The sequence below is a fragment of the Vibrio methylphosphonaticus genome (assembly GCF_023634655.1).
GTDB lineage: Bacteria > Pseudomonadota > Gammaproteobacteria > Enterobacterales > Vibrionaceae > Vibrio > Vibrio methylphosphonaticus.
The window spans coordinates 136,286-156,340 of record NZ_JAMKMS010000010.1; the positions used below are offsets into that span (position 1 = coordinate 136,286).

Consider the following 20,055-nt stretch of genomic DNA (forward strand, 5'->3'; position numbering starts at 1 on the left):
ACGGGTACAACGCGCGCGGTTATATCGTCTTACTTCGCACATCACTGAACCGTATCATTCGCGACCTTGCGTGGCGTTGTCATTTGAGCCAAATTGTCTGGGTTTAAATAAGTCGTATTCGAAGGTAAGGCAAATTTCGCATTATGCTCGACAATCACGGCATTAATCTCCACCAACAACCCCTGTTGAATAGTTAGGAACGTTTCCCTGTCGGATGTGTCAATGTGTGCGAACACATCTATGTCCATACTGTAGTCACTAAAAGCAGAGAAATGAACGCGCAGTGGCGACTCTAATACTGACTCATGAGCGGACAAAACCTGCTGAATACCTCGAGTGATCTGCACCATAGTTTCCATCGGCGTCTCGTAGCGCAGCCCCAACTTAACCAGAAATGGATATCTATCTCGTCGGCTAAAGTTAATGATCTGCATTTTAGCCAAATCCCCATTAGCAATGGTTACCTGTGTACGATCTTTTGCCCTAATTCGGGTAGAACGTACACCTATTTGCTCAACCACACCAGATATAGTCCCTACCGCACAAAAGTCCCCGACTGAGAGCGAACGATCCATAAACAAGATCACTCCGCCGATTAGATTTTCCATCGTAGGGCGAATCGCCAACGCAATGGCCATCCCCCCCAAACTTAAGCCAGTAACAATGCCATAAACAGGTACTCCTAAACGATGCAAACCAAAACCCAGTACACCTACCGCGCACAAAGTACCAATAATGGTGCCTGTAATTTGCCTCAAACTTCTGCGCAATCCATTATCTTGCTGCCCACTACCAAGTAGCCACTTACACGTTGACGCACCTAGCATATAAGCGACTTGTGCCACTAACGGCCAAAGTAATAGTTCACCGACAATATTGATGAGGTTCATGACACTGCCCGTTAGATTGAGCTGATAATCCGCAACCCAAATATAACCAAATACTCCTATGGCCATCAGCATAGGCTTTACCATAGTGCGCTTAACGTGGCGATAGACAATAAAAGAATAACTTGCAAGCAACGCACTCACCACCATAATGGCAAGCCATTGCCATACCGCTTGGTCGGCGAATTCCTGCATAAAACCCTTCGGTAGTGCTTCAATGTATTCAAACCAACTTGGTGGGATTAGGCGACCCGCACTTAGTGAGTAATATTGGTAGTAATCCACCGCCATCCCATCACGACTTGGTAAGTGCTGCACCAGCGAATAATACTCAAATAGCTGATTAACCGTACGCTTTGAGAATAAGAATTGCCCATCTGGGGTCTTTACAATTTCAATGTTCGAATTGGGGACACGCCATCTAACGCTATCTTGATTGACTGGAATCGTCTTCAGATCGAACACAGGCAAACGGTCGAGGATCTCTTTTAACAACATAACGGACTCAACGCCAACCCGGTGGTGGCTGGAAGCCGGTACTCCCGATAGATCAAACGTTTGTGTCGCCTTATCAAAAAGACTATAGATATGTTGCTTTTCAGCATCCGTCATTGTGTTTGACGACTCAATCGCCTGTTGTAGGGTTTGATTGGCTTCCTCAACCAATTCTGAATAACTATGGTACGTCGCACTTGGCGAGCTAGTATCTGGCGGTGCTAATGGAAATGAACTCTGAGCCACGCTTTGAAATGCTACCATTGCCAGGCATAACACCCATTTCATCATCCATTGCATCATATTTATCACTCCAACCCACTCTACTTGATTTCAAACTTGTACTCTGTAAATTAGTAGAAATCCTCGTCATTTCTGCCTATTCATAACTACCTTTCCACTTAACTGTGATATCGCTTTGATTATCGTTATTTGCCTCTATCTAATGGATGCTAAATGGCTGTCGTAGCGGAACCTTAAATAGCAACTACTTCAAATAGCAACTAAACGGAACCGTTATTGAGCAGGTGGCTGTATCAGCATAGAATATATCAACTCTCTCATAACACCCGTAGATTCAACGTAGCCCTTATTCGCTGCAAAAGTATCGACGGACGTTTTAGTGATAACGAAAAGGAGCAATCGTAGTGTCCATCAAGACCCTAAGTTCGAAAGTCGTCTATCAAAACTCATGGATGACCGTTAGAGAAGACCAAATTGAAAGAGAAAGTGGCGCAGAAGGGATTTACGGCGTAGTAGAAAAGCCAGACTGCGCGGTGATCATCGCCATTGATAATGGGTATATTCACCTAGTACAGCAGTATCGCTACTCCGTTGGTGCTCGATACTGGGAGCTTCCCCAAGGAGCTTGGGAGTCTAATCCTGACGTTGATCCACTGACTCTGGCAAAAGGTGAGCTTCAAGAAGAAACCGGATTAATAGCTGGCAGCATGGTTGCCGTGGGTCAACAGCTCATCGCCTATGGTTTCCTAAAACAGACTTGTCACATCTATATCGCAACGGAATTGACCCAAACACAACGTGATCTTGATATCGAGGAAGAAGATTTAATCACGCAATCATTTTCTATTGAAGAATTTGAGGCCATGATCATTACTGGTGACATTCAAGATATCGTCACGACTGGCGCTTGGGGACTGGCAAAACTGAAAGGCTTTATTGGCTAGGTTGGGTTCGTTGCATTATTTAGCTTAGGCTTCCTTATTTGACTTAGGCTTCATTGATTCATCGGCTCCTGCGCCTAACAGGTTACGCGTGATAGATCCATTTACTTCAGCATACAATATGAAACAAGTAACTTAAAATGGGATATAGGTCGCGTTACTCAATTGTTTCCTGCATGTGAACATTTTATGAACGACACTGGTGTTTATCATAGACAGTTAAACACCTTTTCGTTTCTAATTAGGATAAGTAAAAACATGGATCAGTTGACGCTACAAGAACACCTTGTCATCACATTAAAATTACTAGAGAAATACCAACAACAAATTTGCCGCACTGAAGACGCTTATGATTTAGAAGTGACGGTAAGAAAACTCGCCGACCAATTAATGAGTTTGCAATTATTAGACTCTATAAAAGGGTCCAATGACGACGTATCGTTTTGCATTCAATTATTAAACAAGGTCGATGAACGCACGAAAGAATCGTTAGAGTTAGGGTTTGAACTCGAAGGCGCGGCGCAAATTGTTCACAACTCGAATATGGCTTACAACGCGTTATCAAAGGTCACATTAGGTGATCTGAGCCTCAGTTAACCATCCGATTTACTTATACTTGAGCAGGCAAACTATCCACTCAGCTTGATGTAGCGACCAAAATACAAGTTAAGTGTATGATTTTATTTAATTAAGTAAAAATGCTCACTAAATATGCGGCATTGTTCTCATTGACGTAAGTCATAAAATTCAAAAAAACTCCGTGTTAGCTTACGCCATATATTCATCATGACGAATAGCAAGGAGCATTCAAATGAGCAGTACTATTATCCTCCCATCTACAAACTTGTTAGGTAACGGGTGTTTAACACAAGCCATCGATATTATTGAGCAACAAGGATTTAAAAAAGCACTGATCGTCACAGACGCAGTGCTAAACAAAATCGGCGTCGTAGCTCAAATTACCAACCTGTTGGCAGAGCGTGATATCTCATTTGCAGTCTATGATGGCACTCAACCAAACCCAACTATTGACAACGTTGAGCAAGGTTTAAGCCACTTAGTCGATAACGACTGTGACCTGATTATTTCTGTCGGTGGCGGTTCTCCGCATGACTGTGCAAAAGGTGTTGCACTGGTTGCCACGAATGGCGGTAAGATCCAAGATTACGAAGGTATTAACCAAGCGGCTCAGGCACCATTCCCACTGATTTCAATCAATACTACCGCTGGTACTGCTTCAGAAATGACAATGTTCAGCGTAATCACTGACGAAGCTCGCCAAATCAAGATGGCGATTGTTGATCAAAAAGTCACGCCGCTTATTTCAGTTAATGACCCGCAACTGATGCTCGCGATGCCTAAATCTCTTACTGCCGCAACTGGTATGGATGCATTAACTCACGCCATTGAAGCGTATGTTTCTACGGCAGCAAATCCAATCACTAATACCGTTGCGCTCAAAGCAATAGAGATGATCCACACTAATTTACCGCTATGCATCGAAAATGGCGAAAACTTAGAAGCTCGTGAGCAAATGGCTTACGCACAGTTTATGGCAGGTATGGCGTTTAACAATGCGTTGTTAGGTTATGTCCACGCTATGGCACATCAACTTGGCGCGACCTACCACCTGCCTCACGGCATTTGTAATGCCGTATTACTACCGCACGTGCAGCGATTTAACTATACGGCTTGCCCTGAAAAATTCCGTGATATTGCTGTCGCGATGGGAAGAGACGTTTCTGGCATGGCCGCTGAAGAAGCCGCGCTTTGCGCTATTGATGCAATGGCTGATTTAGCGAGTTTGGTCGGTATCCCTGCCAATTTAACGGAAATTGGCGTGAAATCAGCCGATATTTCAGCGTTGGCAGAAAGCACGCTGACAGACGTTTGCTGCATGACGAATCCAAAACAAGCGTCAAAAGAAGAAATCATGGCGATATTCGAGACCGCAATGTAAGTATTGCATAGAGCCTCTTAGTGATTGGCATGACAAGTAAGAGAAGATGGTGCTTTCTTAACGCACAAGCATCTTTAAGTCTTTAAGTCTTTAAGTCATCACTAAGATATTCAGTCAGGCTTACATCAAACGCGATGTTGAGTAGGCCTGACTCACTCACCTCTTGGTCCAATCTAAACAAGACATTACAAGGCGAGACCATTTATCGCAAAATAGATTTACAATGTAAATGCTTACTACCATGGGCTTAACATCATTTAATACCACCATAAAATCAAATAGAAGCCGTCACTAACGCGCGAGTTATCGTTAACCTAGCCCTAGCAGCCTCATAACGTAACGCCCTAACAGTTGTCGCACCCTTTTTTTCTTGGCTGATAATCCATAAGATTGCCATTAGCATCAAAAGAGAGTAGGCAGCATTGCTCAAGCGTATCCCTTAAATCACGACGTCCCTTTTGAATGCGAGATTTCAACGTTGAATAGCTAATTCCCATTTCTTGTGCCAATTGCTTCTGAGATTGTCCATTTAGATCCACAGCTGTCAGTAATGAGGCAGAGGCCTCTGGCAAAGAGTCGACCAACGGCTGCATACATTGAGCCAGTTGCGCTTTCGCATCTTCTTCATCTTGTTCAAACCAAAGCGAATTATCCTCTAATGCTGCACTTCGCCCATTACGACGATATAAGTCAATCACCGCTCGATTCGCAATCTGAAATAGCCATGCCTTAACGCTGTCCGGACTTTCAAGCTTTTCCAAATTTTGATAGGTTTTAATCAGTACTTCTTGCAACACATCTTCTACATCATCGGGGTCTGATAACTTCGTCCACAAGAAGCGTTTCAGGCTAGCTTGATAATCAGCCCATATTTTTTCGATCATAGTTTCTTTTCGATCATAGTCTCTTTCCATTTGTCTTACAGTTTAGTCTCTGACTTGCAAAATGACAGAGGGTTTAACCACGATATGATGGTTAAACCCTCTGTATTAAAACGCCTGAATATTGAGTATAAATCAAATTAGCGTATAAACATCACGCAACTGCCAGATATTAACTCACTCACGAAATCCGCTATGACTTGGCTTTCACCATACCGTGAGAGCGCGCCCGACGCACACCGTCTATAGCCAGTATCATTAACGCCGCCATAACCAGTAGGTAAGTAGGCAAATCTGCCGTTGCCACTCGCTCACCTAATAGCAACCCTACGACAAAAACTAATACTGGTTCAACATAGCCCAGCAGACCAAATAGCGACATAGATAATGACTGCGAGGCGAAAAGAAACAGCAGCATTGGTACAGAGCCAGTAATCGCCAAGCCAACGTAATACCCCATAACGGATAGGTCTAAGTTACGAATGACATCCAGCGGTTGCAAATAAAACACTGCACTAAGTGCAAATGGCAACAAAAATACGTTGTCTAGAGTAAAACCCACATCACTTTGGATATTGAGTGAACGACGGTGAACAAAATAGACCGGATAACCTAAAGCGATCAGCAGTACAATCCAAGATAACCCATCCGCCATCATATAAGCGTACGCCACACCAACCGCAGCAACAATACAGGCGACCGTTTGCAGAGGGGACAGTTTATCTCCATAGACAAATCGCCCCACCAATACCAATACCAGCGGAAGAGAAAAGTAACCCAACGCTACAGAAAGTGTCTCACCGTACAAAGGAGCCCAGACAAAGATCCAATATTGAGGCCCCACCAGCAAGGCTGAAAAAAGGTATCTATGCCAGCGATGAGTTTGACGAAAAGCGCGCCAAAAAAGGGCAAAGCGCCCACTAATATTGAGCACGAGCATCATAAAGAGTGCACTCCATATCACCCTTTGACTGGCAATCCAATGCCCTTCCCCACCTTCAACAGACCAATGACTAAATTCCGGTTGAAACTGAACATAGAGTGGCATTAGTGCAAACAGGCACGAAGCAATGATAGAAGCAACAACGCCCTTTGTTGATTCGGATAAGCTTAAAAAACGGGTTAACATGGAAATTCTTACTATAAGGTGTCAATAATCTCGGACATTATCGTATTTCATACTGCTTGGACATGCCTTTGTCGACATTTTTATATTTTTTGAATGAATCTCCACGGGATGAAAACGCGTTTAACTTTAGCCTTGGTGCTTTCGCCACGAGATAGACAGAAGCAGAGGCTAAAGCAAAGCCCAACATACCAAATTGGTCAAAGGATTCACCAAATAATAGCCACGCTTGAATGGCAGCAACCGGAGGTACTAAATAGAAGACTGAAGCAACTTTAGAAGACTCACCATGCTTTACCATATAAAGTAGCAATAATACCGCGACACCAGATAACACGACCACCAGCCATAACATGGTCAATGAAAACGCCCACGTCCAATTCACTTCTCGAGTCTCTGTCATTAACGCTACTGGAATGAATAACATCGCGGCGGCAATATATTGCGTCATCGCTCCACCAATCATATCGACTCCCTGACAAAAACGCTTTTGGTAAAGCGTCCCAAAAGTAATGCCTAACAACGCCGCAAAAACAAAAACAAAGGCAGCAAGCTTTTCACTCCCTTCTTGCCAATGGATGTTACCCACCAACACACACCCAATACCGATAAACCCGATAACTAAACCAAGCCACTGAGAAGGTTTTAAAACCTGCTTAGCAAAACTCGTGACAATAATCGCCGTCAAAAGTGGCTGAATGCCAACTAATAGCGCACTTAATCCTGCTGGCATCCCATATTTAATGGCTTCATAGGTGCCACCGAGATAAAAACCATGGATTAGAATGCCGACGACACCAGAGTGTAGTAGCGCTTTTCCTTTAGGTATCGAGCGCTTAAGCAAAATAATAAGCACTGAAAAAAACACGACGTTACCCACCATTCGAATGATTAATAACGTGGCAGGTTCAGCGTACACCAACCCAATTTTAGCGCCGACAAAACCCGATGCCCAAAGCACAACAAAAATAAAAGGAATAGCTTGTTTTAACATGATATAGCCTAGTCATTCACTCCATGATAGTGCTAAATTAACAGGGTACAAAATGAACGGTAAGATACAGTTTGCTTTTATTTTATGGGTACAGTTAATTATCACGTGACTTGAAAAGTCCGTTGCCATAGTTGCGTCGCTATGTTTCCACTGCCACGTTAAGGAATGATTATGTCTGTGACAGAAACCAAAGCCGTCTCACGATATAAAGCGGTTGAAGAATATATCAATAAGCTCATACAAAGCGGAGGTTTGAATGTGGGCGATAAACTTCCATCAATCCGTTCCACCAGCGCTAAGCTAGGAGTGGCGAAAAACACCGTCATTCGGGCATATCAAGAGTTAGAAGCCGGAGGTAAAATTATCGCCCATGACCGTTCAGGCTTTGTTGTACATCGTTCATTTCTTGGCGGCTTGGCGCAGTTTTCTATTTCAACACAGGTAGAAACTGTCCCCACAACCGTCGACTTACTATCAATGACTAAAGAAATTCTCGGTCAATCTCGGGAAACACTGCTAATGCCAGCAGGCTCAGCTCACCCAAACACGGAAGGACCTGCAATTAGTAGCCTGTACGCAGAAATCGGTCGCCACAGCCGAGCACAGTCTCACATCCCTAGCCACTATCAACTCCCACCAGGGAACGAAAAACTACTCAAACAAATAGCGAAATTATCCATTGACCAAGGCATTAACCTTCAAGGTGAATCGGTGTTTGTGACCAATGGCTCGCAACAAGCCATCAGCCAGGCTTTACGAGCCGTTACCCAGTCCGGAGACACCGTCGCGGTAGAGTCTCCTTGCTATTTCGGTATCTTATTAATGCTTGAATCATTAGGCCTAAAAGCGCTGGAGATCCCAAGCTCACCGGAATTTGGCCTGCATGTTCCTTCGCTGCAATCCGCTCTGGCGCAATGGCCTGTTGCCGCTATCGTTGTGACCCCAAACTATACCAATCCAACAGGGGCCTTAATGCCACTAGACGCTCGTCAGCAACTGCTCGAAAACAGCGGCAATATTCCGATCATTGAGGACGATGTCTTTGGCGCGCTGGGCAACAACGCCTCCATTCCATCGCTCAAGCAACTCGACACACAAAGGAGAGTCATTTACTGCACATCTTTGTCAAAAACGTTGGACTCTCGTCTTAGAGTTGGCTGGCTAATCGCCGGGCAATACCATCATCATATAGAGCGCTCACTCATTAGTGACAATATGGGCAGTCAGAATCTTATACAATCCGCTGTTGGGGAGTTTCTCGCCACGGGTAAATATAAGCAACATGTTCGCCGTATGACCCGTCATTATCAACATAATCTGACCCATTTTATTACCCTACTACGTCAACGCTTAGACAGTCACTTTCTTGATGAGTATGCACTCACCAGCCCTACCGGTTCTTTTCTATGCTGGCTAACACTGCCTACCCATTACGACAGTCAGCGAATTTATGCACAATGCTTAACACAGGGCGTATCGGTACTGCCTGGGACATTATTTGGCAGTAAGGGACAATACGCACACTGTCTACGTTTTAATGTCGCCAATTTTCATGATAATCAAGCATGGATAAGGGGGATCCACCGCTTTGTCACAATTCTTGAACAACAGCGAACTCAAAATGCCGCTCAAATAATCTCATGATCCTGCCCACTAAGCTCAGCATGCCACTGTCGTAAACAGATAAAAAAGTTCGATTTTAATACAACCATTCAATATTGAACCAGGAACCATTCATTATATAAATAACACATATTTGAAGTTAAAAAATAATCAAGGATAATACACGCCACGCTGACTTCAGGACTGAAAGTTACTGTTTATAATGACATTAAATGCAAGGAGCACTTTTTGCCTATAAATTAAGATTAAACGACCCATGAAAAGATCCTATACACTTTCATTGCCTCCTCTACTTGCATTGACTTTATTTTCTCCGCTCCAAGCTAACGCGAGCCTAATGGACTCTTTTATCGATCCTGAAGACGGTCGCTTAGATGGCAGCCAATTTATTCTAGACAACGCTGTAGGGTTCTTACCTGTACCCCTGACGATCACAGACCCAGCCGTAGGTTTTGGCGGCGGTGCAGCACTGCTCTTTTTCCACGAATCGGAAGAACGCGAAGCCAAACGTCTCGCAGGTGAACATGTAGGCGATATACCTGCCAGTGTGTCGGGCGTTATGGCGCTAGGCACGAGCAATGGCAGTAACATGGTTGGAGGGTTTCATTCGGGTAACTGGCTCAATGATCGAGTGAGGTATCTCGGTGGATTATTCAGCGCGACATTCAACCTCAAGTTTTATCCTGTACCAGAACTCGGTGCCACCGACCTTAGCCTCAAAGGTAGCTACTTTTTTCAAGATCTCGATGTACGAATAGGTTACAGTAACTTTTTTTTGGGCGGCTCTTACAGCTACATGTCATCTGAGTCGACCATTGCGGGACAGCAAGATCTCAACACCGACTCTAAGGATGGACGTTTAGGGTGGCGAGTTTTATACGATAGTCGAAATAATCAATTTGCCCCGCGAGAGGGGACTAAAGCACAATTCCAAGTCGATCATCATAGAAAAGCGTTTGGTGGGCAATTCAACTATCAAAAATACCATGCGTACGTTCATAATTATCGACGCTTATCGAAAGACTGGGGCTTAGGCTTGCGTGCGGATGCGAAATCGATATCGGAGAATGTTGAGTTTCCTGCCTCTATCTACGCTAAACCATTTGTCGATATGCGCGGCATCGCCGCTATGCGCTACCAAGCTGACAACACCGCACTGGGCGAAGTAGAGTTGAGTTACGATATCGATGACCGTTGGACAGTACTGGCATTCGCTGGCGCAGGGACGGCCTTCAATCACGATCAGAGTATCGGTCAAGCCAAGTTACACTACACTCGTGGCGGTGGCTTTCGTTACTTATTAGCACGGCAATTAGGGTTACGAATGGGTGTAGATGTTGCCAAAGGTCCAGAGGAGTGGACAACGTATATTCAGTTTGGTGGCGCCTGGTAAGTCTACCGAATTACCATCTGCCAATGTCATAGCACTGGCTCTACTCACCACTATCGCTAGAGTTGTGAATCAAACCTGTACGTGGATTCATACCCCAGCGATAGCGTGTATATAGTGCACCCTCATTCCGATTTAGGCTTAGTCATCCAATAAACCGAGATGATCACCAATAGCATTCCTAATGCGTGGAATATCGTAAAAGACTCTCCTAGAACGGTGACAGCTGCAATAGCCGTGATGACAGGGCCTACATTTGCCGTCAAACTGAATTCCGTTGCGGTTAACCGCGCCATGGCACCCGCCATCAAATAAGACGGTATCACGGTACAAACTACACCTAAGGCGAGACCCAAAGACACAAGCTCAATACTCCACTGCGTAACATCAGTATCTGACCACTGCAAATGCACTAAAATCGCAAGACCAGCACTACCCATACCAATACTGGTAAACGCCGTGCTGCCCAATTGACTAATGACCGGCTTACTAAGCACTAAATAACACGCGAACGCCAACGCTGAGCTCACCGCGAGTGCACTTCCCCGCCAGACGTCACTACCCAATGAAGTGACATCATGAACAACAATGAGCGTGATCCCGGCGTAACCAATCATTACCGATTTCAACACGTTCGCACTGGGTTTTTGCTTGAGCCATAGCCATGAAATAAGAACCACAAAACTGGGGAATAAAAACAGCAACAATCGTTCTAATTGTGCAGATATATAGCTTAACGCTTCAATATCTAAATAACTGGCGCCGTAATACCCCAACACGCCAAGCGCCGCTGCATTGAGCCCATGACTTCGTACTTTCTTTCGTCTTTCTTTGTCACGACAAAGAAAGACGAATACGACCAAATAAAAAGGCAGCGAGCTGAACGCGCGCAACGACATGATAGAGGTAGTATCGCCCCCGTACTGATACGCGATTTTGATCAAAATAGGTTTGATTGAAAAGAGTGCTGCGCCGAGCAGCGCCAACAATATTCCTGTTAACAGTTTTTTGGTCGGCAGTGACTCACAGGCCACGTTAGCCGTACCTATTAACGCATCTCGCTTAGGCGCTTCATCATGTTGATGATTGCTAACGTTTGCTTGTTGGATAGAAGAGTTACTATTATGCATAGTGTCGCGGTTGGCCATTCTCATCTCCCTTATATTTTGGGGCTACGAGAAATGGAGAAGGGCTAACCTAACTACGTTACTCGTAGCCAGGCACAGTGTTACCTACCGGGCTACAGGTATAAGCAGAAGAAGCCAGAGGTAGGTCATTGCGTGTGTCATTCTATTCTCCATAGATCAGCATTCACTACACTACGGACAAATCAGTGATTATGCAACCTTGTCAATAATGAGCGAACAATGACATGATTCAGGCAACGAGCAGAACGCTATTCATTATTCATTATTCATTCTGTTGTCTAGCGATCCTTCTCGCTATCCATGTGAGTATCAATCAATCCACGAAGGTAATTACACAGCCATTGAATCGAATGGTCATTAATACTCGCTTTGTTCCAAACAAGGCTGTAACCCAGACGCCCGTAATCAAACGGTGCTGGTTTTGCCACTAACCCCTTTGCTTGCATGGCGACATCTGCCCACTTTTTAGAGCAAGTAAACAGTAAATTGGACTGGTGACACAAAATCGCTGCTGAACCAAAATCTGGCAGCATGACTTTTACATCACGATCGCGATGGGTTTGGCGCAATGATTGCTCAAAGTAAGGGCGATTCAGCTCAGAGTCCGTAATACCAACGTGCTGGCTGTCTAGGTACGCTTCAATGGTTAGCTCTTCATCGGCGAGCGGATGGGTTGGTGACATCAAACAAACAAATTCATCTTCTACAATAGGCTCCCAAATGAGATCTTTCATATTAGTGGGAGGCTGACTCACGTCATGGGGCAAAATAATAAAATCAACCTGCCCACTCATGAGTGCATCAAAGCCATACTTTGCTTTGGTAAGAATATTAAGTTTGCCGTTCGGGATATAGTCATTCGTCAAATGAGCCAATGGTTTCGCAAACAACTCAAAAGTACTTTCACGCATCGACAAGGAAAAGCGCCCTTCAAATCGATGAGGGATAAAGTTTGTTTGGTTCAGTAGTCCGTTCATACTTGCCAGCATCGAGTGAACCAATGGGGCGATTTTTAATGCATAGCGAGTAGGGGTAAGCTGTGTCCCATCTCGGTAAAACAATTCATCTCGTAAAAGTTCCCGCAGTTGCGCTATCGTCTTGCTCACACTTGAGGGCGTCACAGATAAAATCTCTGCCGATTTCGTGACACTGTTGGTATCCAACATCACATGCAAAGCCGTTAAATGTTTAAAGCTGACACGAGACAGTCCGTCGAAGTCCATTATCTATTCCATTAGATTATTTGTTAGTTGATCACAAAGACGCTTCAGTTGTATCGCATCCTCTACACAAAGCTTTGCTTTACAGGCGATCGCTGATGGCACCGCCTCCGCTTGTTCTTTCAATGCCCAACCGGCGTCTGTTAAAGAAATGAGTCTGGCGCGCTCATCATTCTCACAGCGTTGGCGCAGTACTAAGCCTTTTTGTTCCAATCGCTTTAACAACGGTGTCAACGTACCAGAATCTATACTTAAGTCCTGACTAATATTTTTGACATTCATTGGTGACTTTTTCCACAGTACCAACATAGACATATATTGTAAGTACGTGAGATCCAGTGTATCCAAAATCGGACGGTAGGCGCGTGTTAACGTGTTACTTGCTCTATACAAAGCAAAACAAACTTGCTTATCAATATCTAAGTTATCTGGGCTATTTACATCCATTATCATGAACCAAAAATTTAAGTTGTGCACAATATACTTGCAAAAGGCACAAATGATCAATATAGTTTGCACACAACCTAATTGTTAGCAATTAAAGTAACCCCTATAACGAAAGGAATTGCCATGAGCGCTCTATACACTACTTCAGCAACAGCACTAGCAGGCCGAAATGGCCAAGTAAAAACGGATGATGGCATGCTTGATCTTGCGCTGTCCTATCCCAAGCAACTTGGTGGAACAGGTAACGCAACCAACCCTGAACAACTGTTTGCGGCTGGTTATTCCGCTTGCTTTTCTAATGCCATATTGCATGTCGCACAACAGCAAAAAATCCCGCTAAAGCAAGCACCGACGACAGCCGTCGTTGCGCTAAAAGCAAACGAAAATGGTGGGTTTGTTCTGGATGTGGCGTTAGACGTAACACTTGAGTTAGAGACGTCAGCAGCCGTTGAACTTGTGAAGGTCGCTCACCAAGTTTGCCCGTATTCAAATGCCTTACGTGGCAATGTTGATGTCAAGGTAACCGCTAATGGACAAGCCCTTTAATCGTTGACCGATTACGCTTGTCATCTCGAATAAAAAAGAGCGCCCTCACTTCTATCCTTTCAACGAGAAAAGATGACGAAGTGGTGCGCTCTTTTTGTATAGGCTCGACATTGGGTCGAGCCTAGGGGCATTAAGACAGAATTATTTTGGCATTAATACAGCATCAATGACGTGAATCACACCATTACTGGCCGCAACATCGGTCGCCACAACATTGGCTTGGTCAACCATCACACTACCTCCGTCCACTTTAATAGTCACCATTTGACCTTCTACCGTAGCCGCGCTATCTAATTTGACAACATCAGCCGCCATTACTTTGCCCGGTACAACATGGTATGTAAGAATCGCAACCAGCTTGTCTTTGTTCTCTGGCATTAAAAGCATATCAACGGTACCGGCTGGCAACTTAGCAAATGCTTCATCTGTAGGGGCAAAAACTGTGAAAGGTCCATCCCCTTTCAAAGTTTCAACTAAGCCTGCTGCTTTCACCGCCGCGACAAGTGTATTAAAAGAACCGTTATCTGCAGCGACATCGACAATGTCTTTTTTCATCCCGTGGTGGTCAGCGTGCGCTCCGGTCATAAATAAAAAGCTTGCCGCGACAATTGATAGAAGTGACGTCATTTTCTTAAACATGTTGGCTTCCTTTTCTGTTGTTTTTTGGTTTTCACCGCCTGCTTACGTCACAACCTCACCCAACGATCATTTTTCATGCACTCCATGCTGAAAATAAAGAAGCTTAATAATCCACTCAATTAAGCCTCTACTTTATTTACTCACAAAAATTAGCCCCAGGTTTGACCAACCATTCATGCCGTTAAATGAGAATTTCGCCACATTAGCGATCTCGATCAAGAAAAAACATAAAATTCATAGAAAAGTAATAGCCGACTCGAAAAACTTATTTTATAATGCGAATTAATGTTTCAGCACACACAAATTTTTCTATTAGGGGAAGAACATGAGACTTATTCCATTAAAAAAAGCAGAACAAGTAGGTAAATGGGCAGCGCGTCATATTGCAGCAAGCATCAACGCTTTCCAACCAACGGCTGACAAGCCATTTGTACTTGGTCTGCCGACTGGTGGTACACCGCTATCTACTTATAAAGCACTGATTGAGCTTTATAATGCTGGAGAAGTGAGTTTCAAACACGTTGTGACGTTCAACATGGATGAGTACGTAGGCATCGACCCTAACCACCCAGAGTCATACCGTTCTTTCATGTACAATAACTTCTTCAACCATGTTGATGTACAAGAAGAAAACATCAACTTACTCGATGGTAAAGCTGAAGATATCGATGCTCACTGCGCAGCATACGAAGAAAAAATACGCTCATACGGCAAAATTAATCTGTTCATGGGTGGCGTTGGTATCGACGGTCACATTGCATTCAATGAGCCAGGTTCTTCTTTAGCGTCTCGTACTCGTATCAAAACTCTAACTGAAGATACTCGTATTGCGAACTCTCGTTTCTTCGATGGTGACATTAACCAAGTTCCTAAATACGCGCTAACCATTGGTGTTGCTACATTACTTGATGCCGAAGAAGTGATGATCCTAACACTAGGTCACAACAAAGCACTTGCACTACAGATGGCAGTTGAAGGTTCAGTTAACCACATGTGGACCGTTACTGCGCTGCAAATGCACCGTAAAGCTATCATCGTTGCCGATGAAGCTGCACAACAAGAACTAAAAGTGAAGACGGTTAAATACTTCAACGAACTTGAAGTAGAAAACATCAAAGATCTATAACAAGACTTTTTGACAAAGGGTAACGGAACTTTTCTGTTACCTTTTGTTCTAAAAAGACGTCACTAGATACAAAAAGTGACTAGCAATGGAGTGCTAGCGTATTCCAAAGCTCCGTAAATGTCGGGCTTACATGCCAAGCTAGGCCCGACATCTCTTTCTTTCTTTCTTTCTTTCTTTCTTTCTTTCTAGAATAACATCCTCTCGGCTACAACTTTACCAACATCGAAATAGCAAATTCTCGTGAGTCGACTCTAACAAGGCAGAACAAGGCTTGAAAAGCGCGAGTGAGGTTGCGACACTACCTACATCAATCTTTTCTCTCTGACAATAATGACGCCAAAACAACTGCTCAAATCTCTTTTTGGTTACGATGACTTTCGCCATCAACAAGCCACTATTATCGACACCTTAATCTCAGGTCAAGATGCATTAACATTGATGCCAACAGGTGGTGGTAAATCCATTTGTTATCAGATCCCTGCCATTCTGCGTGAGGGCGTTGGTATCGTAGTGTCACCACTGATCGCATTGATGCAAGATCAAGTGGATGCGTTACATCAAATTGGAGTAAAAGCGGCTTATCTCAATTCGTCTCTCAGTCCTTATGATCAGCAAGCGGTTGAGCAGCAGCTGTTAATGGGTGAAATTCAAATTCTCTATGTCGCCCCTGAGCGGTTATTAATGGAGAGAACCTTATCACTTTTAGAACAAACTCATTTATCACTGTTTGCTATCGATGAAGCTCACTGTGTAAGCCAGTGGGGTCATGACTTTAGACCGGAATACCAAAAACTCAGCATTCTAAAAGCACGCTTTCCGTCAGTGCCAAGAATTGCTCTGACCGCAACGGCCGACAGCCGGACAAGAGATGAAATTGTTGAGCAGCTTGGGTTGCAAGACGCTCAGGTGTTTGTACACAGCTTTGATAGACCGAATATTCACTATCACGTTTCGGACCTCAGTAACGCCAAGCAAGAGCTATGGTCATTTATTGAAACTCATCATGCCAATGATGCGGGTATCATTTATTGTTTATCGCGTAAAAAAGTCGAAGAAACAACAAAGTGGCTATGCGACCAAGGAAAACAAGCGCTCGCCTATCATGCAGGCATGTCCAATGAACAACGCGCCCAAAACCAACAGCGTTTTTTACGTGAAGATAGCATTATCATCGTTGCAACTATCGCATTTGGAATGGGTATCGATAAACCAGATGTTCGTTTTGTTGCTCACTTGAGCTTACCAAAGAGCATTGAAGCCTACTATCAGGAAACTGGACGTGCTGGTCGTGATGGCGAACCCGCTAATGCTTGGATGGCTTACGGCATGCAAGACATGGTGCTGCAAAGGCAGATGGTGCAAAACTCTGACGCCAATGAGCAATTTAAATTCACCTCTTTGCAAAAGCTCAATGCCTTATTAGGCTACTGCGACCTTGCTAGTTGCCGCAGACAATCTTTACTTGCCTACTTTGGTGAGACGTTAAAGACGCCATGTGGAAACTGTGACAACTGCGTCTCGCCACCTGAGACTTGGGACGGCCTTGAAGCAACGCAAAAAGCATTGTCTACCGTATTTAGAACCGAGCAACGATTTGGGGTGAGCTACCTCATTAATATCTTACTTGGAAAGACTGACCAACGAATTGAACAAAACCAACACCACACCCTTTCGACCTTTGGTATCGGGACTGACCTGTCTGCCAAACAATGGCAAGGCGTTTTTCGACAATTACTGGCCATGAACTTACTTGAAGTACACGGTAATCATGGCAGCTTGAGGCTAACTGAAATGTGTCGCCCCTTCCTAAAAGGCCAACGGCCAATACAGCTAAGGACATTAAGAAGCGCTTCAACCAATAAGGCATCAACAAAGAAACAAAAACACCTTGGGTTAACGTCAGCAGACAGCAAACAGTTCGAAGCGTTGAAAGTGATACGCTCTGCCTTAGCGTCTGAACAACAAGTACCTGCGTACATGATTTGTCACGATGCCACCTTACAAGCATTAGCCATAGAGCGTCCCCTATCAAAAGCCGCGCTTAGCCAAATTTCAGGATTCGGCGACACTAAAATTGAAAAATATGGCGATCGCTTTCTAGCCGCAATCACACCTAAAATGGCGCATGAAAATACGCTCACCGACACTGAGTTAGAATCATTATCCATGCTAAAGCGTGGTTTAAGTGCTGATGACATCGCAGAGCAGCGCCAAATAAAAAAGGCCACGGTGCTGGCACACCTAGCGATTGCCATAGAAAATGGTGCATGCGACCTTGAACAAGTCCTTGATTTGTCTTCATCAGAGATCGATACCATCATCGCACAAGCTATCACGCTCAATATTTTATCAGAAGGAAAGATCAAGCCTTTGCATGAACACTTCGAGCAACGTTATGATTACGGGCAATTAAAATGCGTACTTGCAAAAATGGTCGCGACTTCCCAAAAATCCATTTCCTAGCCAGTCATTTCGCCAAGAACAACAGTATTAGAATTAAAAACTTTAACGGTTCTGATGTGGCCATTGCATTGAGGAGATATAACGCTCTTCAATGCAAAACACCCTTGATGGTGCTCAAAAAACCAGCCATCAAAATAATTAATCTAATTTGTAGTATTCTTCCTATCAATATCGGCGTATGATTTCGCCACACTCAAAATGTAAGAGGATATTAATCACCGTGTTAATTACGCCGCCTTAAACGCTCCACCCCCTCTCTATAGCATTCATTGCTACTAAAGTACTGGACTACCCTTAGTGCCATGCTGACCTTCGCGCTTATTAAAATCAGCCAATTTCAGGCTAATTTGTCGCGCCAAAAATTCATCAAAGCACCACTTTCCCCAGATATTATCTGGTGCGTTTTGCCGTGCAAAAATTGAGAATTCAATGTACAAAAACTTCAAACTCGATTGGATGTCGAACATCCGTGGCGACCTGCTAGCAGGTATCGTTGTCGCTCTAGCGCTTATTCCCGAAGCCATCGCTTTTTCAATCATTGCAGGTGTTGACCCTAAAGTAGGCTTATACGCCTCATTTAGTATTTCTGTTGTCATCGCCTTCACGGGCTCACGATCCGGTATGATCTCCGCAGCTACTGGAGCAATGGCCTTATTAATGGTGACGCTTGTCAAAGAGCATGGGTTAGAGTACCTACTTGCGGTGACGGTTTTAACCGGGCTATTACAAGTTCTAGCAGGCTATTTAAAGCTGGGTGATCTCATGCGTTTTGTCTCTAGTTCTGTGGTGACAGGTTTTGTTAACGCCCTAGCGATATTAATTTTCATGGCGCAGTTACCCGAATTGACTCATGTCACTTGGCATGTCTATGCCATGACGGCCGGCGGGCTTGCGATTATCTATCTCTTCCCCTATGTGCCTGTTATTGGAAAATTAATCCCATCCCCCTTAGTCTGCATTATTACCCTCACCATTATCACAATGATGTTTGGGGTTGATGTGAGAACAGTTGGCGACATGGGAGATTTACCCGACACCTTACCCATTTTTCTTTGGCCGGATGTACCACTCAACTTAGACACTTTGTTCATCATCTTTCCTTACGCCGCCGGATTGGCGGTTGTCGGTCTACTAGAATCCATGATGACAGCCACCATAGTTGACGATTTAACCGATACCCAAAGTGACAAAAATCAGGAATGCAAAGGCCAAGGAATTGCCAACATTTGTACTGGTTTTTTAGGCGGGATGGCAGGTTGCGCTATGATTGGACAGTCAATGATAAACATAAAATCAGGCGGACGTGGTCGTCTATCAACCTTAGCCTCGGGCATCTTTCTACTCGTTATGGTGGTATTTCTTGGACCATGGCTCAAACAAATTCCCATGGCCGCGTTAGTCGCAGTCATGATTATGGTAGCCATTGGCACCTTTTCTTGGCGCTCAATTGCAGATTTAAAAAAGCATCCCCTTTCCACCAATATCGTGATGCTTGCAACTGTCAGTATTGTCGTCGCGACTCATAATCTTGCCATTGGTGTCTTGGTTGGCGTATTACTCGCCTCTTTATTCTTTGCCAATAAAATTAGCCGCATGATGGTGATGAAAAACCAAACAACGGAAGACCATTGTCGTAAATACACCGTAACTGGGCAGATATTCTTTGCGTCTGCAGATAAGTTTATTGGGGGATTTGATTTCAAAGAAGTCATCAAAACCGTCACTATCGATTTATCCTCAGCGCATTTTTGGGATGTCACCTCCGTTTCGGCGTTAGATAAAGTCGTCGTTAAATTTCGCCGCGAAGGGACTCAAGTCAATCTAATTGGCATGAACCAAGCAACGCGTACCATCGTGGACAAATTTGGCGTGCACGATAAGCCAGAAGAAGTAGAAAAGTTATTGGCCGGACATTAAGGATAAAAT

General features: G+C 44.2%; 17 protein-coding genes. 9 read left to right on the plus strand and 8 right to left on the minus strand.

All coding sequences use genetic code 11. The annotated features are described in order from the left end of the window. Positions 1–41: 41 nt before the first annotated feature. Positions 42–1,685: a mechanosensitive ion channel family protein gene (locus tag M9196_RS13620; RefSeq protein WP_250618070.1), complete on the minus strand. Its 1,644-nt coding sequence runs from the start codon at positions 1,683–1,685 to the stop codon at positions 42–44. Positions 1,686–2,077: 392 nt separating this feature from the next. On the opposite strand from M9196_RS13620, the gene M9196_RS13625 reads away from it, so the two are divergent. The 3 genes from M9196_RS13625 (at position 2,078) to M9196_RS13635 (ending at position 4,526) form a co-directional block, all read left to right on the plus strand. Then, positions 2,078–2,569 (plus strand): NUDIX domain-containing protein, encoded by a 492-nt coding sequence (locus tag M9196_RS13625; protein WP_250618107.1) that lies wholly within the window; start codon positions 2,078–2,080, stop codon positions 2,567–2,569. Positions 2,570–2,824: 255 nt separating this feature from the next. After that, positions 2,825–3,163, plus strand: a complete 339-nt coding sequence (locus M9196_RS13630; protein WP_250618071.1) for a hypothetical protein — start codon at positions 2,825–2,827, stop codon at positions 3,161–3,163. Positions 3,164–3,377: 214 nt separating this feature from the next. Further along, on the plus strand, positions 3,378–4,526 hold the full coding sequence (locus M9196_RS13635) for an iron-containing alcohol dehydrogenase (protein WP_250618072.1): 1,149 nt from the start codon (positions 3,378–3,380) through the stop codon (positions 4,524–4,526). A 344-nt stretch (positions 4,527–4,870) separates the two neighbouring features. Here M9196_RS13635 and sigZ read toward each other — a convergent pair whose 3' ends face one another. The 3 genes from sigZ to M9196_RS13650 form a co-directional block, all read right to left on the minus strand. Next, on the minus strand, positions 4,871–5,410 hold the full coding sequence (gene sigZ, locus M9196_RS13640) for an RNA polymerase sigma factor SigZ (RefSeq protein ID WP_250618073.1): 540 nt from the start codon (positions 5,408–5,410) through the stop codon (positions 4,871–4,873). A 190-nt stretch (positions 5,411–5,600) separates the two neighbouring features. Continuing rightward, positions 5,601–6,536, minus strand: coding sequence for an EamA family transporter RarD (gene rarD / locus M9196_RS13645; protein ID WP_250618074.1), 936 nt, complete (start codon positions 6,534–6,536; stop codon positions 5,601–5,603). A 37-nt stretch (positions 6,537–6,573) separates the two neighbouring features. Beyond that, positions 6,574–7,527: a DMT family transporter gene (locus M9196_RS13650; RefSeq protein ID WP_250618075.1), complete on the minus strand. Its 954-nt coding sequence runs from the start codon at positions 7,525–7,527 to the stop codon at positions 6,574–6,576. Between the two features lie 171 nt (positions 7,528–7,698). Here M9196_RS13650 and M9196_RS13655 point away from each other — a divergent pair, with 171 nt between their 5' ends. Both M9196_RS13655 and M9196_RS13660 read left to right on the plus strand, forming a co-directional pair. Continuing rightward, the gene (locus M9196_RS13655; RefSeq protein WP_250618076.1) at positions 7,699–9,171 is read left to right on the plus strand and encodes an aminotransferase-like domain-containing protein; all 1,473 of its coding nucleotides are present in this window, start codon (positions 7,699–7,701) and stop codon (positions 9,169–9,171) included. A 235-nt stretch (positions 9,172–9,406) separates the two neighbouring features. Next, positions 9,407–10,543, plus strand: a complete 1,137-nt coding sequence (locus M9196_RS13660) for a BamA/TamA family outer membrane protein (RefSeq protein ID WP_250618077.1) — start codon at positions 9,407–9,409, stop codon at positions 10,541–10,543. A 122-nt stretch (positions 10,544–10,665) separates the two neighbouring features. Here M9196_RS13660 and M9196_RS13665 read toward each other — a convergent pair whose 3' ends face one another. From M9196_RS13665 to M9196_RS13675, 3 genes are all read right to left on the minus strand, one after another. Beyond that, positions 10,666–11,688: a DMT family transporter gene (locus M9196_RS13665; protein WP_250618078.1), complete on the minus strand. Its 1,023-nt coding sequence runs from the start codon at positions 11,686–11,688 to the stop codon at positions 10,666–10,668. Positions 11,689–11,966: 278 nt separating this feature from the next. Then, positions 11,967–12,911 carry a LysR family transcriptional regulator gene (locus M9196_RS13670; RefSeq protein ID WP_250618079.1) on the minus strand — a complete coding sequence of 315 codons (945 nt, stop codon included), beginning with the start codon at positions 12,909–12,911 and terminating at the stop codon, positions 11,967–11,969. Between the two features lie 3 nt (positions 12,912–12,914). Continuing rightward, the gene (locus M9196_RS13675) at positions 12,915–13,355 is read right to left on the minus strand and encodes a MarR family winged helix-turn-helix transcriptional regulator (RefSeq protein WP_319946348.1); all 441 of its coding nucleotides are present in this window, start codon (positions 13,353–13,355) and stop codon (positions 12,915–12,917) included. A gap of 123 nt (positions 13,356–13,478) precedes the next feature. Between M9196_RS13675 and M9196_RS13680 the strand changes: the two genes are divergently transcribed. Further along, positions 13,479–13,901 carry an organic hydroperoxide resistance protein gene (locus M9196_RS13680; protein WP_250618081.1) on the plus strand — a complete coding sequence of 141 codons (423 nt, stop codon included), beginning with the start codon at positions 13,479–13,481 and terminating at the stop codon, positions 13,899–13,901. Between the two features lie 141 nt (positions 13,902–14,042). Here the strand turns inward: M9196_RS13680 and M9196_RS13685 are convergent, their stop codons facing one another. Further along, positions 14,043–14,540: a fasciclin domain-containing protein gene (locus M9196_RS13685; protein WP_250618082.1), complete on the minus strand. Its 498-nt coding sequence runs from the start codon at positions 14,538–14,540 to the stop codon at positions 14,043–14,045. Between the two features lie 325 nt (positions 14,541–14,865). Here M9196_RS13685 and nagB point away from each other — a divergent pair, with 325 nt between their 5' ends. The 3 genes from nagB (at position 14,866) to M9196_RS13700 (ending at position 20,046) form a co-directional block, all read left to right on the plus strand. Then, positions 14,866–15,666 carry a glucosamine-6-phosphate deaminase gene (gene nagB / locus M9196_RS13690; RefSeq protein ID WP_250618083.1) on the plus strand — a complete coding sequence of 267 codons (801 nt, stop codon included), beginning with the start codon at positions 14,866–14,868 and terminating at the stop codon, positions 15,664–15,666. Positions 15,667–15,996: 330 nt separating this feature from the next. Then, on the plus strand, positions 15,997–18,129 hold the full coding sequence (gene recQ / locus M9196_RS13695; RefSeq protein ID WP_250618084.1) for a DNA helicase RecQ: 2,133 nt from the start codon (positions 15,997–15,999) through the stop codon (positions 18,127–18,129). 429 nt (positions 18,130–18,558) lie between these two features. Beyond that, positions 18,559–20,046 (plus strand): SulP family inorganic anion transporter, encoded by a 1,488-nt coding sequence (locus tag M9196_RS13700; RefSeq protein ID WP_250618085.1) that lies wholly within the window; start codon positions 18,559–18,561, stop codon positions 20,044–20,046. Positions 20,047–20,055: the final 9 nt, after the last annotated feature.

Coding starts and splice junctions, on each gene's coding strand:
- M9196_RS13675 (WP_319946348.1), bottom strand. CDS start 13,355: ATGGATGTAAATAGCCCAGATAACTTAGATATTGATAAGCAAGTTTGT.
- M9196_RS13625 (WP_250618107.1), top strand. CDS start 2,078: ATGACCGTTAGAGAAGACCAAATTGAAAGAGAAAGTGGCGCAGAAGGG.
- M9196_RS13685 (WP_250618082.1), bottom strand. CDS start 14,540: ATGTTTAAGAAAATGACGTCACTTCTATCAATTGTCGCGGCAAGCTTT.
- M9196_RS13655 (WP_250618076.1), top strand. CDS start 7,699: ATGTCTGTGACAGAAACCAAAGCCGTCTCACGATATAAAGCGGTTGAA.
- M9196_RS13635 (WP_250618072.1), top strand. CDS start 3,378: ATGAGCAGTACTATTATCCTCCCATCTACAAACTTGTTAGGTAACGGG.
- M9196_RS13650 (WP_250618075.1), bottom strand. CDS start 7,527: ATGTTAAAACAAGCTATTCCTTTTATTTTTGTTGTGCTTTGGGCATCG.
- M9196_RS13700 (WP_250618085.1), top strand. CDS start 18,559: ATGTACAAAAACTTCAAACTCGATTGGATGTCGAACATCCGTGGCGAC.
- M9196_RS13665 (WP_250618078.1), bottom strand. CDS start 11,688: ATGGCCAACCGCGACACTATGCATAATAGTAACTCTTCTATCCAACAA.
- nagB (WP_250618083.1), top strand. CDS start 14,866: ATGAGACTTATTCCATTAAAAAAAGCAGAACAAGTAGGTAAATGGGCA.
- M9196_RS13680 (WP_250618081.1), top strand. CDS start 13,479: ATGAGCGCTCTATACACTACTTCAGCAACAGCACTAGCAGGCCGAAAT.
- rarD (WP_250618074.1), bottom strand. CDS start 6,536: ATGTTAACCCGTTTTTTAAGCTTATCCGAATCAACAAAGGGCGTTGTT.
- sigZ (WP_250618073.1), bottom strand. CDS start 5,410: ATGATCGAAAAAATATGGGCTGATTATCAAGCTAGCCTGAAACGCTTC.
- M9196_RS13630 (WP_250618071.1), top strand. CDS start 2,825: ATGGATCAGTTGACGCTACAAGAACACCTTGTCATCACATTAAAATTA.
- recQ (WP_250618084.1), top strand. CDS start 15,997: ATGACGCCAAAACAACTGCTCAAATCTCTTTTTGGTTACGATGACTTT.
- M9196_RS13660 (WP_250618077.1), top strand. CDS start 9,407: ATGAAAAGATCCTATACACTTTCATTGCCTCCTCTACTTGCATTGACT.
- M9196_RS13620 (WP_250618070.1), bottom strand. CDS start 1,685: ATGATGCAATGGATGATGAAATGGGTGTTATGCCTGGCAATGGTAGCA.
- M9196_RS13670 (WP_250618079.1), bottom strand. CDS start 12,911: ATGGACTTCGACGGACTGTCTCGTGTCAGCTTTAAACATTTAACGGCT.